Raw genomic sequence first — 15,943 nt, 5'->3', positions numbered from 1 at the left:
TAGTTGCTTTTCCTTTCAATCGTCGTGAACGCCGCTTACGCGGATGGGTTGGGTCGGTGGTGTCCATCAGTATCGGTGGTGGTCGCGAACGCCTGATCACCCTCTGCCATAAGTGCCGAGATATCCTCGGGACCGTCTTCTTCGCCAAAGGCCGCAAGAGGCTGAACTTCGCCACTCTTGCGACGGATGCCAACCTCCTTGACTACGCTGAGTGCGCCATGGACTGCGGTACCAGCGGCGGCGACACCAATGAGGCCGAGGCCAATCTTGCCAGCGGAAGCTTCTTGACCGAATGCACGAACATTCGGCAGTTCCTCGTAGAACGGAGTAAACCGGTCAAAGAAGTCCTTTTCCGTACAACCGATGCACGGGTGACCAGCGCCGATCGGCCAGCCGGACTTGAGGTTCCATTGGATGATCGGGCATGGCGAGAAGGTCGATGGGCCCTTGCAACCAACTTCATAGAGGCACCAGCCATTACGAGCGCCTTCGTCATCAAACGTGCGCACGAACTGGCCCGCATCGAAGTGTGGACGCTTCGGACAGGAATCGTGAATGCGCTGATCGTACGCAAAGAGTGGACGACCCTCTGCATCCACCTTTGGTGGCTCACCGTGGGTCAGCAGGTAGGTGATTGTTGCGGTGATAACTTCACCGATAGGCGGGCAACCAGCCACGTTGATGACTGGCTTATCCTTGATAATTTCGTCAACACCCACTGCCCCGGTCGGGTTTGGACGAGCAGCCTGTACTGAGCCATACACTGCACATGCACCTACGGAAAGGATTACGGTTGCGTTCTCTGCGGCTTCGCGGAGAACTTGCTCGGCGCTCTTGCCGCCGATCTGGCAGTATGCGCCACCTGCACCAGTTGGAACAGAGCCGTTGACCACCAGAATGTGCGGTTCCTTGTTCATCTCTTCCAGTGCCTGCTCGGCTGCGTGCCCTGATGCAGCCATCACGAGCTCGTTGTAGTTCATCGACAGCTGGTTCAAGACGAGGTCCTCAACTGTGGAGGAACCGGAACGAAGCACCGACTCCATACAGCCGGTGCACTCCTGTAGCTGAAGCCAAGCAACCATTGGCTTCTTTACATCACCGAGTGCCTCGGCAATTACCTCAGTCTCTTCAGCGTTGGCGCGTGAGGCAAGCGGCGCACCCACTGCAAACACTGCAGCCATAGAGCTGCACATTTTAAGGAAGTCTCGACGCTTCACCCCCTTCTTCGACAGGTTTTCCCAAAGCGTTCCACTCTGCCAAGTGTCTTGTAGAAGCATCGATTTTCCCTCTCATGCGAGAGCCATGTGCCGGCACATACTCCGGCCCATACCCCTCAAATGAACGTGTACAGATTCCATCAGCGGTCAAGCTGCATGCTTAACGCATCTATAGGGCCAGGGTATCAAGACATGAAAGTAATTCCGGTGTCGTGAAGTCGGCAGGGCTAGAAATCTACCCCCGATTGGGACATAAGCCACTCATTCCACTCGTCTAATCCTTCCCCCGTTGTAGCTGAGGTAAGGATTACCTTCACTCCAGGATTCACCTTCTCAAGATTTTCCTTGAACAGATCGAGATCGAAATTCAGGTAAGGCAGCAGGTCAACCTTGTTTACGACGACCACTTCGACACTCCGGAACATGACCGGGTACTTCAGCGGCTTATCCTCCCCCTCGGTAACTGAGGCAACCATTACCTTATGATGCTCTCCAACTTCAAATTCAGCCGGACACACTAGGTTGCCAACATTTTCAATCAGCACCATATCGACATCATCGAGGTTGAGCCCCTTTAAAGCATGCGCAACCATCGGAGCATCGAGGTGGCACTCGCCCCCAAACCCGTTCCCGGTATTGAGCAGACTTACCTGTGCGCCGAGGTTTTCCAAGCGCTCTGCGTCTAACGCAGTTTCGATGTCACCTTCTACAATCCCGAAACGGATTTTGTCCGCGAGCGCTTCCAAGGTTTTACGCAGCAGCGTCGTCTTTCCTGCTCCCGGGGAGCTCATCACGTTGATGCAAACCACGCCGTGCTCTTCAAACGCGGAACGGTTTGCGGCCGCTTTTACATCGTTTTCCGTGAAAATATCCTCAAGCACCGCGATGCGTTCACGTCCAGTGTCATACCCAGTGTGGTCTCCGTGCTCAGAGTGCTCCGCATCTACTCCCACGTGGAGGTGATCGTGTTCGTGGTGGTGCGTGTGATCATGCGAATGATCGTGGCTGTGAACAGTCCCGTCGTCGTGGCGGTGGAAACGTCCCATGCTTCTTTTCTCCTTCTTAACGGTCAGATGTCACATCAATGTCTACGACAGCGAATTCCTCGCCCGTAATCACACTCGTGGGAGCGTTGCATTCCTGGCATCGGACGTCGAGATACTCATTGGGGTCGAGTATTCTTCGATGCCCGTTGCTGCACTCGATCTCGGCTGGAACCCAGTCGATCCGCAGCTCCGACTTTTCCATGGGGCTCCCCTTTGTGACGAACCCCCAGGCATACTCGAGTGATTCCGGCACGACTTGTCGCAGCGCACCGATTCGGAGGTGCACCGACAGCACTGTTCGTCCGCGCGCTGCGCGCTGAACTGCTGACGCTAACTGATGACTTAATGCAACTTCATGCACAGCACCTAGCCTAGGCGATTATTCAAGAAGTTTGTAGAGTATGCAGCATGGGAGCACAGAGCAGAGTCCGCGTCTTTCTCGAAGGCATTGTCCAGGGGGTGGGAATGCGTCCGCACGTCGCGCGAATCGCACAACGCTTCGGCCTTACTGGACTTGTCGGCAACAACGAGCGCGGAGTCTTTATCGAGTTTCAGGGCGACGCAACAGCACTCCACAATGCGCAGAAGACGCTTATCGACGAGCTCCCGCCTCTCGCTCACATTTTGGATAGCCAAACGTCTTCACTCCCACTCGTATACGGCGAAACGGGGTTTCGGATTGTCGAGTCAGAACATGTCGAGGGAGAAAAGACACTCATCTCCCCTGACATGACAACGTGTGAAGCCTGCCTAGCCGATATTGATGACCAAGACAATCGGCGCTACCACTACCCATTCACCACTTGCACGCACTGCGGACCACGTCTTTCCATCATTACTTCGCTCCCCTACGACCGCGCGACTACCACCATGCGTGAATTCCCTATGTGCACACAATGCGAGGAAGAATACACGAACCCAGACGACCGGCGGTTTCACGCGCAACCAATAAGCTGCCCACATTGCGGCCCTACTTTGTGGTGTACGGATGCCAACGGTGCCGTCCTCGCCGAAACGCGAACGGATGCGCTTGCATTGGACCCCGGCAAATTCGACGAGCTCGTGCTCAAGGTTCAAAACGCCTGGGAATCTGGTGCGGTCGTCGCGGTCAAAGGGATTGGTGGCTTTCACCTGATGTGCGCGGCGGAAAACGAAGAGGCCGTCGAAAAGCTGAGGGAGCGCAAGCGCCGACCCGACAAGCCTCTCGCGGTGATGGTGCCAAATCTCGACGCCGCCAAATCCATTGCAACACTCAGTAAAGAAGCGGAGGATCTTTTGGTATCGCCGTCACATCCGATCGTGTCTGTTCCGCTTCACGAAGGAGCACTCTGCGAAGGTATTGCGCCTGGTTTGAGGGAAGTAGGCCTCATGCTTCCGTATTCACCACTGCACCATCTGTTGGTTGACCGACCTGTGGTAGCTACCTCGGGCAATCTCAGCGGCGAGCCTTTATGCGTCACTAATGAAGAGGCACTTCGGAAACTTACGCACCTCGCGGACATGTTTGTGCTCCACGATCGTGAGATTTATGTGCCCGTGGAAGACTCGGTCTACGTCGATACGACGCTTGTTCGGAGGTCTCGCGGACTGGCGCCGATTCCAATGCTGCTCGACACTGAGCGAAAGCCCACTGTCCTAGCGGTAGGGGGCGAACTCAAGAACACGGCGACTCTGGCCGTTGGGCGGTATGCACACGTCTCCTCGCATGTAGGCGATATGGGGTCATGGGATGCTCAGCGGCACTTCGAGAAAATGGTAAAACAGCTCTGCTCAATACAAGGCGCACAACCCGACGTTGTTGTGTGCGACATGCACCCTGGTTACCAAACTTCGATGTGGGCGCAGCGTTACGCTGACCAGCGTGACGTCGAGCTCATTGAGGTCCAGCATCACCACGCACATGCACTGTCACTGTTGGCTGAGCATCAGCGACTATCGACGCCCGCCGTCGTCGCAGCTCTCGACGGCACCGGCTACGGAACGGACGGCACCATTTGGGGTGGCGAAATACTTCATGTAACCGACGATGGCAACGCCGAGAGGCTCTGGCACCTACCACCATTTTCCCTCGTCGGTGGCGACAAAGCGGTGCGAAATCCGTGGCGGATTGCGCGCGGTCTCGCATATAGCTGGAAGCTCGAAGGCCTCAGCGTGCCTCCTGAAGTTGATCTAGACGAGTTGCGATTAGTCGACTCTCAGCTCAGCAGCGGGTTCGGCACCACTGCAACAACTTCGATGGGACGGCTCTTCGACGCGTTCGCATCGATACTTCAGGTCCAACAATCGGTGAGCTACGAAGCGCAAGCAGCGATGGAGCTTGAGGCTCTCGCAGGCAAGTCTCGCCTTTCGTCGGCAGAAGCGCTTGACGCAATCGAAGACATTCGATCGTTCCCGCATCTTGCACAATGGGTGATCAGCGCGACTCAAGATGGGACACGCCTCTTCGAAGACATTGCCCGGATTGCACACGCAGGCATAGCGACACTCGTTGCTCGCTCGCTTATTGACGCCGCCCAAGAAGAAGCTACCGAGGTCATTGGCATCACGGGGGGCTGCGCCGTCAACCGCATTTTGATGACCGACATCTTGCAAGTATTCCGGCACCAACGCCCATCATCGACGGTGTTAACGCATAAAAAAGTGCCCGCCACTGATGGCGGGCTCAGCCTCGGCCAGGCGGCCGCAGGAAGGCTCTGGTCGCGGTAGCGAACCCATGCAGCCTCAGGAACTTAACAGATTCGTGGCAACGGATCGCCAACCAGTTTGTCGACCATACGGGTACCACCAAAGCCGGTGACCAACACCACCGCTGCAGCTGGTTCCTCGACGATCTTTCCAACCACCGCCGCCCCTTCAGCGCCTGCTGCATGCAGCGCCGCGAGTGCTTGGTCGGTCTGGTCTTCCGGCACCACCGCCGTAAACGTTCCTTCGTTCGCGACGTAGAGCGGATCAATGCCCAGCATGTCGCAAGCGGCGCGCGTCATCGGCTGCACAGGGATCTTCTCGTCGTGCAGTGCAACGCCGTAGCCAGTTGATTCTGCAAGTTCGTTCATGACTGTCGCTAGACCACCACGTGTGGCGTCACGCATCCAACGAGTCTCGGGGGCATCGGCGAGCATCGCCCGCACCAAACTTGCGACCTCGCGCGAGTCGGACTCGATCGGTGCTTCGATTGCGAGGTCTCCGCGGGCCATCATGACCGCCATACCGTGGTCTGCGATCGGGCCAGAAACGATAATCCGGTCACCAGGCTTGACCTTTGCAAAACCGAGTTCCCGTCCAGCAGGTACTACGCCGATGCCTGCTGTATTGATATAAATCTTGTCCCCAGCACCCTTCGGAACTACTTTTGTGTCGCCTGTCGCAATCTGTACTCCGGCGCGTTCCGCTGCGGTGCGGAGATTCTGCGCGATCCGGCGAAGCGTCTCTACTTCAAGCCCTTCTTCCAGAATGAAACCCACCGAAATATACTTCGGCTCCGCACCACCCACGGCAAGATCGTTGACGGTACCGTTTACCGCGAGATCCGCGATGGATCCACCCGGGAACTCTATCGGGTTCACCACATAGCTGTCGGTTGTAAACGCCAGCGTCCCGCCGTTCAAATCGAGGTCCAACAGCGTCGAGTCTTCCCCCTGTGAGAGCAGATCGTTGCCGTACTCGTCGAAAAATACCTGCTCTAGCAGTGTCGCGCTCGCCTTTCCGCCCGCCCCGTGTGCGAGCGTGACATATTCATCCTTCAAGCGTCCGCCACGACGACGCACTCGAGCAATGTTGTCATTGACCTTGGACTCATCAACATTGAGGCGGTTTTTAGGCTGCACAGCACTTTCCTTTTCTTATTTTCGCAACTAGCCACCGTGTGGAATTGCTACGAATAGTTCCGTGTGTGAATTCTACCGCCGGTACCGTGTTTTGGGTTTTCGGGGCTTGAAGGTTGTGGGTGACGCGCATAGTTAGCTTGCTGGGTACTTTTAGAAATGCACAAATCATGGGCAATAATGTAAAACGGAATAAGCACGAAAAAGTGTGAAAATAATGCAATCGATGGAAGGCTCTGCTTTATGTGTCTGGGAGTACCAGCGCAGGTTGTCGAAATTAAGGATCCCACCCGCGCAACAGTCAGCATCTCGGGAGTAACCCGTGCAATCTCCACTGATCTTCTTGTTGAAGAAGGACTCGAGGTCGGCGAATGGGTGCTGGTACACGTAGGATTTGCGCTGTCAAAAATTGACGAGGATGAGGCCGCGACAACCCTGCAACAGATTCAACAACTCGGTGCAAATACGTTTGAGGACGAGCTCGATTCGTTTACAACCTCAAGAATCGACTAAGCCACCGCCCCCTACGTTCCTAAGAAAGGACCCCACATGAAATTCGTCGATGAGTTTCGTGACCCAGCCGCAGCTCGCCAACTGATTGCAACCATTGAGGAACAGGCGAAGCAACTCGACCGCCCGATTAAGCTCATGGAAATCTGCGGTGGGCATACCCATACGATCTACCGCTACGGCCTGGAAAACCTTCTCCCAGACTCCATCGACCTCGTTCACGGACCTGGTTGCCCAGTCTGCGTCATTCCGATGGGCAGGGTCGATGACGCACTCTGGCTTGCAAACCAGCCTGACGTTATCTTGACCACGTTCGGCGACATGATGCGTGTTCCAGGCTCCGAGGAGTCACTGTTGCAGGCTCGTGCACGTGGTTGCGACGTTCGCTTTGTCTACTCTCCACTGGACTCTCTCAAGATCGCGGAGGAGAACCCGGATAAGCACGTTATCTTCTTCGCAATTGGCTTTGAGACGACGACGCCATCCACCGCTGTAACGCTAACCGCCGCCAAGCAACGCGATATCCCAAACTTCTCAGTCTTTTCTAACCATGTGACCATCGAGCCACCACTGCGTGCAATCGCCAACGGGGGCGTCACGGAGGTTGACGGCTTTATCGGACCCGGCCACGTAGCAACTGTGGTCGGCACAAAGGCTTTCGATTTCCTGGCTGAAGAATTTAACCGGCCAGTCTCCGTTTGCGGCTTCGAACCTCTGGATATTCTTCAGGGCGTTGCCCAGTTGCTGGAGCAGTTTACGTCGGGCGACATTGCCGCGGGCAAAGCACGCGTCCAAAACCAGTACGCCCGCGTCGTGCGCCCAGAGGGCAACCCTTCAGCGCAAGCACTCTTGGATAGGGTCTTCGATATACGGGACGAGTTCGAGTGGCGTGGCCTTGGAACCCTTCCCCATTCCGGAATGGCCATCTCTGAAGAGTTCGCCAAGTGGGATGCGGAGCGCATTTTCGATGTGCCCGGCAACCGAGTCGAAGACCCCGCGGCATGTGAGTGCGGGTCTGTCCTGACCGGCCACATCAAGCCGTGGCAGTGCAAGGTCTTCGGTACCGCCTGTACGCCGGACACCCCGATTGGTACCTGCATGGTTTCCCCAGAAGGAGCCTGTGCCGCATATTACAACTTCGGAAGAATAGATAAAATCACCACTTCTTCCCTCTCTTAGATTAGTAAACCCCCAGGTCATAACTGCCTGGGGGTAAAATCTTTCGATTTGTTAGCGCAAAACTGTCCGAGTGGGTATTATTCACTCATGCGCAAACGTATCACGGCCGCGGTCACCGCGGCTTCTCTCATTGCAACGGCTTCGGTGGTCAGCCCTTCCGCACTTGCGGAAATCCCAGCCCCCGAAGCACCTGCTACAAGTTCGATAGACTCTGATAAAGACGCCGGTGAAGCTTCTAGCGCGTCCGAGGGCGAAAAGAAGAGCTCCCTGGATCAAGACCCAGAGAACGACCCTCTCTACATTCCGCCCGAAAAGAACCCCGTGCAGAAAATCTCCAGTTCTGAACTGTTCCTCAAATGGACTGATGACATGCCAGAGGGCGAGGGCAAGGACTTTGTTCAGGGATGGGCGAAGGGGTCGTCGATACCAAGCACCGCAAACCCGCTCGAATGGACTAAAGCTGAGGTACAGGGATCTTCGAATATGGTCCGTGGATTGTTCACTGGTAATTTTGCTCAAAGTTCTCAGGGCTCAAGCCAAGCGACAGCACCAGTGCTTCTCGCAATGTTGAGTGTGTTTCTGGTTGGACAAACGGTAGAGCTCATCATGCGTGGGCTGCGATCGCTTCCAACCCCACGCTAGAAACAATCCCAAACAAGGTCGAAAACAATGAACCAAAACAAACGCTTTGGCAAGGCGACGAGGGTCCTCAGCGCGTTCACGTTGATGATGGGCGTTGGTCTTCTCAGTGGCTGCGTAACCAACGTGGAAGGTGGCAACCCAGATGGGTGGGAGCCTATTGAGCCTGCTACCGTTCCTGAGATTGCGGCGATGGTCCCCGAGAATGTCTCGAAAGACGGCAAATTCTCAATTGGCGCCAACCCACCATTCGCCCCCTTCGAGTTCAAAGACTCACAAGGTAATTTGATCGGGCTGGAGCTTGACCTCGGGCGCGCGCTTGCCTCAATCATGGGTCTCGAATTCGATCCACAGGAGATGGATTTTTCTATGATCCTACCTGCGGTTCAGGCAGGCAGCCTTGACGCTGGCATGTCTGGATTTACTGATAACGAAGAGCGCCGCAAAAGCTTTGAGTTCGTTAATTTCCTCTTCGCAGGAATCCAGTGGGCTCAACTCACCGGTACGCATGTGAACCCAGAGGATGCTTGTGGTCTCACAGTTGCGGTTCAGCGCACAACCGTTTCCGAGACCGATGACGTGCGTCCGAAGAATGATGCTTGTATTGAAGCAGGAAAACCACCCATCACCATCCTGTCGTTCGACACCTCTGACAACGCGGCGCTCGCGGCACTGGTTGGCCGTGCAGATGCCTTTAGTGCTGACTCCCCTGTCACGTCTTGGGCGGTCGAACGCTCCGACGGGAAGCTCGAGCTCGTGGGTGACATGTTCGACGCAGCACCATACGGAATCGCGGTGCCAAAAGACTCAGGTCTGAGCACTGCGCTTGCCCACGCAATGCAGCATCTCATCGACACTGGCGATTACGAGCGCATTTTGGCGCAGTGGAACGTACGAACTGGCCTGCTCGATACCGCGCTTATTAACGAACAGCCCCTTACAGAATGGAAGTAACAGACCATGACCACACCATCTACTAGCCAAAGTCGGCCTGCCAGAATTGAAGCGAAACCGTTACGGCACCCAGGACGGTGGGCGCTCGCGGTCCTGCTCGGCGTCCTCGTTGTCTGGTTTATTATTGGCGCAGCCAAGAATGAAGCGTATGGGTGGGACACATACGCGCAGTACCTCTTCGATACTCGAATCGCGGTAGCTGCTCTACACACCATTGCGATTACGGTCCTCGCGATGCTTATTGGCGTGGTCGGCGGTGTGCTCCTTGCCGTGATGCGAATGAGTCCCAACCCAGTTTTTCGCACCGTAAGCTGGGTTTTCCTCTGGATTTTCCGCGGTACCCCCGTGTACGTTCAGTTGATGTTCTGGGGCCTGATCGGCGCGATCTACGACTCCATCAATCTCGGGTTTACGCAAATCTCCCTCGATCCGTTCACCTCTTCCGCATTTGCTCTCGCCGTCGTTGGCCTTGGCCTCAATGAGGCCGCCTACATGGCGGAAATTGTCCGCTCGGGTGTCTCCGCTGTTCCAGAAGGACAGATTGAAGCCTCGAAGTCGCTAGGCATGAGCTGGTCCCAGACCATGACTAGGACAGTTCTTCCCCAAGCGATGCGCATTATCATCCCGCCGACAGGAAATGAATTTATCTCCTTGCTGAAGACGTCTTCGTTGGTTGTTGCGGTTCCTTACTCCCTGGAGCTGTACGGCCGCTCGATGGATATCGCTGCAGCGCTGTTCCAGCCGGTTCCGTTGCTGCTTGTGGCAGCAACGTGGTACTTGGTAATCACCTCCTTGCTGATGGTCGCGCAGCACTACCTGGAGCGCTACTTCGACCGGGGCGCAACCCGCCAGCTCACTGCTCGGCAGCTCGCTAGCTTGGCCGACGCCGAAGGCACAATTCCAAACAACGTCGAGATCATTGAAGCTCCAGAAAGGAACCAACGGTAACCATGGCTTCTCCTACATCTTCTTCCCCCGCCCAAACGCCAATGATCCAAGCGGTTGACGTATGGAAGTCCTTCGGCAGCTTGGAAGTACTCAAGGGCATCAACCTCGAAGTAGCTCCGGGTTCTGTTACCTGTTTGATCGGTCCTTCCGGCTCCGGCAAGTCCACATTCCTTCGCTGCGTTAACCATCTTGAGAAGGTCACTGCTGGTCGCCTGTACGTTGATGGTGATCTGATCGGGTACCGCGAAAAGAACGGCACGCTCTATGAGATGAGCGAGAAGGATGCCGCAGTCCAGCGCCGGGACATCGGGATGGTCTTTCAGAGCTTTAACTTGTTCGGGCACCGCACCGTGCTCGACAACATCATTGAAGCTCCGGTCCATGTCAAGGGCGAGTCACCGGAGAAGGCAAAGGTCCGTGCGATGGAGCTTCTGCGCATGGTCGGTCTCGAATCGAAGGCGGACGCCTACCCGATCCAGCTTTCAGGTGGTCAGCAGCAGCGAGTCGCTATCGCTCGTTCGGTCGCGATGGATCCAAAGCTCATGCTTTTCGACGAGCCCACGTCCGCACTTGACCCGGAGCTTGTCGGTGAAGTGCTGCGGGTGATGAAGCAACTTGCGCAGGATGGCATGACGATGTTGGTGGTCACACACGAGATGGCATTCGCGCGCGAGGTCGCAGATCACGTGGCTTTCATGTCCGACGGTCAGATCGTCGAGTACGGCACCCCTGAACAGGTGCTCGACAACCCTCAAAAGGAACGCACGAAGGCCTTCCTTTCGACGATTTTCTAGCTTGAGCGCGCAATCGGAGCCCGGTAGATCTGCTTGGCTGATCTTCCGGGTTTTTACTTTGCTTCGCGCAGGCGTTCGTTCATCGCCTGCATGACCGCCGGAGGTACCAGTCCCCCATATCGCCTCCGAAGCGGGCGACTTCCTTGCATAGCGAGGACGAAATGTAGCCGTACTTCTCGTCAGTGAGCAAGAAGAACGTCTCAACACCGGTGAGTCGGCGGTTCATCTGCGCCATTGGCAGCTCATACTCATAGTCAAGTGACGATCGCAAGCCTTTCACCAGGGCAGTAATGCCGTGTGCGCTGGTGTAGTCGACCAACAACCCACCCCAGCTGTCTACTTTCACTTCCGGCATGTCGGCGACGGCGGACTGGATCAAGGCGACTCGTTCCGCCACTGTAAACATTCCAGTTTTCTTGGTTGGGTTCCCAGTTACCAGAACGACTACTTCGTCGAAGTGGCGTCGAGCACGGTCTACGATATCCAGGTGCCCGTTCGTGAAGGGGTCGAACGACCCGGGGCACACCGCAACGTTACGAGCCGAAGCTAACGATTGGGCCATAACTCACTCCTCCTGAGCGTCTGAGGGGGCTGTATACACTGCCATATCGAACCGTGCGATCCCGTACAAGCGCTTCTTGAGTTTCTGTCCCGTAGGGGTAAACGCGGGCGGCCATGCGGTCTCGGGGCTTTCGCGGTGACGTTCGATGACGACCACGGCGCCGTCGACGAGTAGCTCCTGCAACGCAGTGACCATTTCGGCCACGGCTTCATCGGCAAGGTCATAGGGTGGATCGGCGAGCACCATTGAAAAGTGCTGCTTGGGAGCACGCGCCACATACGTGGAGACTTTCACGGACTCGACACGGGTGTTCGGGTGCCCGACAACGCCCGCATTGTGCTCAATCACCGCGACCGCTTTCGGGTCGTCTTCCACAAGCACCACTTCCTCAGCGCCACGCGAGGCTGCCTCCAGCCCTAGTGCGCCGGATCCCGCAAAGAGGTCAAGGACGTGCTGCCCAGGGAACCCAAAGCGGACCTGCAGAGAGGAAAAGAGGCCCTCTCGCGCGCGGTCCGACGTTGGCCGTGTCCCCTCCGGTGGAACTTTAATCTTGCGCCCACGGGCTTCACCAGAAATGATGCGATTCATGGTACTCACTCTAGCTTTAGCTCTTTTCTAGGTACACAAAGTCCTCATCTTGGAGGTGTGCACTGAGCGCCCGTGCCTTCTCAAGGTCTTCTTCGACAAAGCGGGCCGCATCGCGGTACGCACTGGTAACGATCTCGTAGTCCTCAATCAAGTCGATCAATTTAAACGTGCGACGGATACCTGACTGCTCTGTTCCGAGCACGTCACCCTCACGGCGGTGGCGCAAGTCTAGATCGGCAAGAGCAAAGCCATCGCTCGTCTGAGCAACCTCCCAGACCCGCTGAAAGGCATCACTGCCTTCTTCTGCCTGTGTATGGAAAAGACACAGAGATTGATTGCCGCCTCGCCCGACTCGGCCTCGCAGCTGGTGCAGCTGTGAAACGCCAAAGCTTTCTGATTCCCGTACCATCATGACAGTCGCGTTCGGCACGTCTACGCCAACTTCGATGACGGTCGTAGCTACCAAGATGTCAATGCCACCCGCTGCAAAATCGGACATCACAGCGTCTTTTTCCTCAGCACGCATCTTGCCGTGCAGTACGGCTACTTGCAGGCTTGGGAACTCGGTAGCGCGCAACCACTCGGCAGTCTCAAGGACACCACCCTCGCCGTCAATACGCGGGCACACAATGTAGACCTGGTGGCCAGCCGCGACATCTTCTCGCATCTTCTCCCACGCACGTGCAATCCACGTCGGCTTGAACTCCGGAACAACTGAGGACTGAATAGGCTTCCTTCCGCCTGGCAGCTCGTTGAGCACCGAGACCTCGAGATCACCAAAGACGGTCATTGCGATTGTGCGCGGGATCGGCGTCGCTGTCATGACGAGTAAGTGCGGAGTCTGCGCCCCCGACTTAGCGCGAAGTCGGTCGCGCTGCTCCACGCCAAAACGATGCTGCTCGTCGACAATGACGAAGCCAAGGTTAAAGAACTCCACGCTGTCTTGAATCAGCGCGTGGGTGCCCACGACTATGTCCGCCTCACCCGAGACAATCTTGAGGAGGGCATCTTGCTTCAGTGCCGTCGGCATGGAGCCTGTGAGTGGCACCACGGTCGTGTGCAGCCCGGCGCGCATGAGTGTCTCTGTAAGCGATCGTGCGTGTTGCTGCGCGAGCACCTCGGTAGGTGCGAGCAGGGCTGCTTGAGCGCCGTTATCAACCGCTTGGAGCATGCCGATCAGTGCGACGATAGTTTTGCCGGAGCCGACCTCTCCTTGGAGGAGGCGGCTCATTGGGTGGGCGTGAGTCAGGTCGGTGGAGATTTCCTGGATGACGCGTTGTTGCCCGCCAGTGAGTGGGAATGGGAGTTGTGTAATGAGTCGGGATTGTTCGCCGTTTGGTTGTTTGGGAAGGGCTGGAGCGTTGTGGTTGTTTGCGTCGGTGCGTCGCACGCTCATGGCGAGTGCGACGGTCATGGCTTCGTCGTATTTGAGGCGTCGGCGGGCGGGTTCGGGTCCTTCGGTGTCAGGTTGGTGAATGGTGCGGATGGCGCTGTCGCGGGCGATGTATCCGTCAGGGCTTGCGCCGAGGGGTTCGGGGACTGTGGGGAGGCTTTGCAGGATGGTGTGGACGGCTCCCATGATGGTCCAGGTGCTGACCTGTTTTGTTGCCGGGTAGATTGGGAGCCATTCGCGTCCGGAGAGGATTGCTTCGAGGTCGCCGAAGTGTTGGAGTTGTCGTAGTGCTCCGGTGGCTTGGGTGGGGCCGTCGAGTAGTACGAAGTCTGGGTGTTGGAACTGGATTTCGTTGCGGTACGTGCTGATTTTGCCGGTCATCATGACGCGGGTGTGTTCTTTGAGCACTCGCATGGCGTAGTTGGAGCCGAAGAATGTTGCGGTGAAGGTGTTGGTGCCGTCGTAGACGTGGGTTCGGTAGATGGGTCGGTTGGGGTGTTTTCTGTTGGGGATGCGTTGGGTAGCGGTGATTTCGCCGACGATGCTGAGTGTATCGCCTTCATTGATGGTGGCAAGGTCGGTCGCGGTGCCGTAGTGGAGGTATCGGCGTGGGTAGTGCTCGAGGAGCTCGCCGCAGGTGCTGTATCCAAGGTGTTTGGTGATTGCCTTGGCTTGTTTCAGGGGGATGACGAGGTTGAGCGGCCTGGGGTCGATGTTTCCTAGCACTTCCTATTCGACTCCGATCTCGGCGACGGCACCGAGCCCGTCTGCGGGGAAAACGATGACGTCGACGTCGAGTTTGTCGTCGAGTGCCGCGAGGTCTTCGGCGCGCAGTGATGCGGTATCGAAGAGTACGGTGACTTGTTCCCCACCGGGCTCGAGGAGGCGCTTGCAGGTCTTTTCGACGGCGGCTATCGCGTCGTCAGCGATCAGGAGTGTTTCGCCGTGTGCCATGGCGATGATGTCGCCCTTCGAGACTGCCCCTCCTTGCACGAGCCCGGCTTTAGGGGCGCGCTGGAGGACAGCGGTTCGCATTTCTCCGGCGGCCTCCGACATGGTGAAAGCTGCCGTCGCGAGTGGTTGGGCTGGGTCATGAACGGCGAGCGCCGCGATACCGGAAACAAGCCGCACGGTAGGAAGCAGGGTGATGCTTTGTTCGAAGGCGTGGGTTGCTTTCTCCACTGCGGCGAGGCTTCGCTGATCAAGCAGTCCGTTCGGCAGCAAAATAACTTCGCGAGCTTCGGTTTTGTGGACGGCGGCGAGGATGTCCGCGACAATATTCTCGCCCGGCGCGACTGTTACCGCACCTGCCTGCGCGTAGAGATCAGTAAGTGATCCGGGAGGCGTCACTGCGACAACCAGTCTTGTGGGAGTTTGCGTGACAGGTTCGTCCGGGAGCACTTCGAGATGCAGTTGTGTCACGGTACCGCGGGCGAACGCGCGCTCAATCACTGCGCCGGCCTCGGTGGAGTGAATGTGGACTTTGCCGCTGTGCTCGTTATTGCGAGCGATCACAAGACAGTCGCCCATGGTGCTCAGTTCGCCCTCAAGGACATCCATGTCGCCTTCGAAGAAGAACATGACTTCCAGGTTTGCCTTGCCACTTGCGTGTGAGATCACGTGAGAGGTTCCGTGTGTGGCAGGCTGCGCTACCTCGTAGGGTTGGCCGTCGAGTTCGTATACAAGTGATTCCAGGAGGATAACGAGGCCGGTGCCTCCTGCGTCGACGACGCCCGCTTCCCGTAACGCTTCCAGCTGTGACGGGGTACGTGCAAGTGCAGTTTCCGCAGCGTCGGCGGCAGCCTGTGCGATGCTCAACGCGGGTGCTTCTCCCCCTGAATCCTGCAGCGCTTGCGATGCCGCAGTCGACGCCGCCCGCAGCACCGTGATCACGGTGCCCTCTACCGGCTCGGCAATTGCGCGGTCAACAAACTGCACTGCTTGGGCAAGCGCGTTCGCGATGAACTGCCCGCTTCGAGTATCTTCATCGGCGGTTTGCGCGACGCCTCTGATGACCTGGGACAGCACAACACCCGAGTTGCCACGCGCGCCGCGAATGGCGCCAACAGCAAGCGCTTCGGCTACTTCCTGCATCGACTGAGCATCAGATCTTTTCGACGCCTCTTCGACAGCCGCCGCCATCGTCTGCGCCATGTTGGAACCAGTGTCCGCGTCCGGGACGGGAAACACATTGAGCTGGTTGATCTCGTGTCGGCGACGTTCGAGTTCTGCCGCTGCCCGACGAGCCCAGGACAGGAGCCGTGGTCCATCGAGTGCAGTTGCTGTTTCCAT

14 protein-coding genes and 1 pseudogene are annotated in these 15,943 nt (G+C 57.0%); 7 read left to right on the top strand and 8 right to left on the bottom strand.

Annotation, left to right across the window (positions count from 1 at the left end):
• Positions 1 to 35: 35 nt before the first annotated feature.
• The 3 genes from R0V12_RS00230 to R0V12_RS00220 form a co-directional block, all read right to left on the bottom strand.
• The gene (locus R0V12_RS00230) at positions 36 to 1,277 is read right to left on the bottom strand and encodes a hydrogenase small subunit (protein ID WP_083329509.1); all 1,242 of its coding nucleotides are present in this window, start codon (positions 1,275 to 1,277) and stop codon (positions 36 to 38) included.
• 167 nt (positions 1,278 to 1,444) lie between these two features.
• On the bottom strand, positions 1,445 to 2,263 hold the full coding sequence (gene hypB, locus R0V12_RS00225) for a hydrogenase nickel incorporation protein HypB (protein WP_070362542.1): 819 nt from the start codon (positions 2,261 to 2,263) through the stop codon (positions 1,445 to 1,447).
• A 16-nt stretch (positions 2,264 to 2,279) separates the two neighbouring features.
• On the bottom strand, positions 2,280 to 2,624 hold the full coding sequence (locus R0V12_RS00220; RefSeq protein ID WP_070362543.1) for a hydrogenase maturation nickel metallochaperone HypA: 345 nt from the start codon (positions 2,622 to 2,624) through the stop codon (positions 2,280 to 2,282).
• 47 nt (positions 2,625 to 2,671) lie between these two features.
• On the opposite strand from R0V12_RS00220, the gene hypF reads away from it, so the two are divergent.
• On the top strand, positions 2,672 to 4,969 hold the full coding sequence (hypF, locus tag R0V12_RS00215; RefSeq protein ID WP_320072646.1) for a carbamoyltransferase HypF: 2,298 nt from the start codon (positions 2,672 to 2,674) through the stop codon (positions 4,967 to 4,969).
• A gap of 23 nt (positions 4,970 to 4,992) precedes the next feature.
• On the opposite strand, the gene hypE is transcribed toward hypF, so the two are convergent.
• On the bottom strand, positions 4,993 to 6,087 hold the full coding sequence (gene hypE / locus R0V12_RS00210; RefSeq protein ID WP_070479136.1) for a hydrogenase expression/formation protein HypE: 1,095 nt from the start codon (positions 6,085 to 6,087) through the stop codon (positions 4,993 to 4,995).
• 240 nt (positions 6,088 to 6,327) lie between these two features.
• Between hypE and R0V12_RS00205 the strand changes: the two genes are divergently transcribed.
• From R0V12_RS00205 to R0V12_RS00180, 6 genes are all read left to right on the top strand, one after another.
• Complete coding sequence (locus R0V12_RS00205) at positions 6,328 to 6,597, top strand: HypC/HybG/HupF family hydrogenase formation chaperone (RefSeq protein ID WP_070362546.1); 270 nt, start codon at positions 6,328 to 6,330, stop codon at positions 6,595 to 6,597.
• 36 nt (positions 6,598 to 6,633) lie between these two features.
• Positions 6,634 to 7,773, top strand: coding sequence for a hydrogenase formation protein HypD (hypD, locus tag R0V12_RS00200; protein WP_070362547.1), 1,140 nt, complete (start codon positions 6,634 to 6,636; stop codon positions 7,771 to 7,773).
• 87 nt (positions 7,774 to 7,860) lie between these two features.
• A complete protein-coding gene (locus tag R0V12_RS00195; RefSeq protein ID WP_320072645.1) occupies positions 7,861 to 8,415 on the top strand; it encodes a hypothetical protein in 555 nt (184 codons plus the stop codon).
• 84 nt (positions 8,416 to 8,499) lie between these two features.
• On the top strand, positions 8,500 to 9,366 hold the full coding sequence (locus tag R0V12_RS00190; RefSeq protein ID WP_071573944.1) for an ABC transporter substrate-binding protein: 867 nt from the start codon (positions 8,500 to 8,502) through the stop codon (positions 9,364 to 9,366).
• A 6-nt stretch (positions 9,367 to 9,372) separates the two neighbouring features.
• Positions 9,373 to 10,314 (top strand): amino acid ABC transporter permease, encoded by a 942-nt coding sequence (locus R0V12_RS00185; protein WP_070362549.1) that lies wholly within the window; start codon positions 9,373 to 9,375, stop codon positions 10,312 to 10,314.
• Between the two features lie 2 nt (positions 10,315 to 10,316).
• Entirely contained in the window at positions 10,317 to 11,108 is a 792-nt protein-coding gene (locus tag R0V12_RS00180; protein WP_070362550.1) for an amino acid ABC transporter ATP-binding protein, read from the top strand.
• 53 nt (positions 11,109 to 11,161) lie between these two features.
• Here the strand turns inward: R0V12_RS00180 and coaD are convergent.
• The 4 genes and pseudogenes from coaD to R0V12_RS00160 all read right to left on the bottom strand — a co-directional run bounded on the left by coaD (position 11,162) and on the right by R0V12_RS00160 (position 15,943).
• A pseudogene (coaD, locus tag R0V12_RS00175) lies at positions 11,162 to 11,670 on the bottom strand (pantetheine-phosphate adenylyltransferase).
• 3 nt (positions 11,671 to 11,673) lie between these two features.
• Positions 11,674 to 12,258 (bottom strand): RsmD family RNA methyltransferase, encoded by a 585-nt coding sequence (locus R0V12_RS00170; protein ID WP_070479139.1) that lies wholly within the window; start codon positions 12,256 to 12,258, stop codon positions 11,674 to 11,676.
• 16 nt (positions 12,259 to 12,274) lie between these two features.
• On the bottom strand, positions 12,275 to 14,377 hold the full coding sequence (locus R0V12_RS00165) for an ATP-dependent DNA helicase RecG (RefSeq protein ID WP_070479141.1): 2,103 nt from the start codon (positions 14,375 to 14,377) through the stop codon (positions 12,275 to 12,277).
• A gap of 3 nt (positions 14,378 to 14,380) precedes the next feature.
• Positions 14,381 to 15,943, bottom strand: a complete 1,563-nt coding sequence (locus R0V12_RS00160; protein WP_070362554.1) for a DAK2 domain-containing protein — start codon at positions 15,941 to 15,943, stop codon at positions 14,381 to 14,383.

Origin of the sequence: Corynebacterium sp. UMB2355A, assembly GCF_033877495.1 — a bacterium.
GTDB classification, from domain to species: domain Bacteria; phylum Actinomycetota; class Actinomycetes; order Mycobacteriales; family Mycobacteriaceae; genus Corynebacterium; species Corynebacterium pseudogenitalium.
This window is presented reverse-complemented; position numbering and strand designations above follow the sequence as displayed.

What these genes read in the sequence shown, in the direction of transcription:
- R0V12_RS00230 (WP_083329509.1), bottom strand. Translation starts at nt 1,277, where the DNA reads ATGCTTCTACAAGACACTTGGCAGAGTGGAACGCTTTGGGAAAACCTG.
- hypB (WP_070362542.1), bottom strand. Translation starts at nt 2,263, where the DNA reads ATGGGACGTTTCCACCGCCACGACGACGGGACTGTTCACAGCCACGAT.
- hypF (WP_320072646.1), top strand. Translation starts at nt 2,672, where the DNA reads ATGGGAGCACAGAGCAGAGTCCGCGTCTTTCTCGAAGGCATTGTCCAG.
- R0V12_RS00205 (WP_070362546.1), top strand. Translation starts at nt 6,328, where the DNA reads ATGTGTCTGGGAGTACCAGCGCAGGTTGTCGAAATTAAGGATCCCACC.
- hypD (WP_070362547.1), top strand. Translation starts at nt 6,634, where the DNA reads ATGAAATTCGTCGATGAGTTTCGTGACCCAGCCGCAGCTCGCCAACTG.
- R0V12_RS00195 (WP_320072645.1), top strand. Translation starts at nt 7,861, where the DNA reads ATGCGCAAACGTATCACGGCCGCGGTCACCGCGGCTTCTCTCATTGCA.
- R0V12_RS00190 (WP_071573944.1), top strand. Translation starts at nt 8,500, where the DNA reads ATGATGGGCGTTGGTCTTCTCAGTGGCTGCGTAACCAACGTGGAAGGT.
- R0V12_RS00185 (WP_070362549.1), top strand. Translation starts at nt 9,373, where the DNA reads ATGACCACACCATCTACTAGCCAAAGTCGGCCTGCCAGAATTGAAGCG.
- R0V12_RS00180 (WP_070362550.1), top strand. Translation starts at nt 10,317, where the DNA reads ATGGCTTCTCCTACATCTTCTTCCCCCGCCCAAACGCCAATGATCCAA.
- R0V12_RS00170 (WP_070479139.1), bottom strand. Translation starts at nt 12,258, where the DNA reads ATGAATCGCATCATTTCTGGTGAAGCCCGTGGGCGCAAGATTAAAGTT.
- R0V12_RS00160 (WP_070362554.1), bottom strand. Translation starts at nt 15,943, where the DNA reads ATGGAAACAGCAACTGCACTCGATGGACCACGGCTCCTGTCCTGGGCT.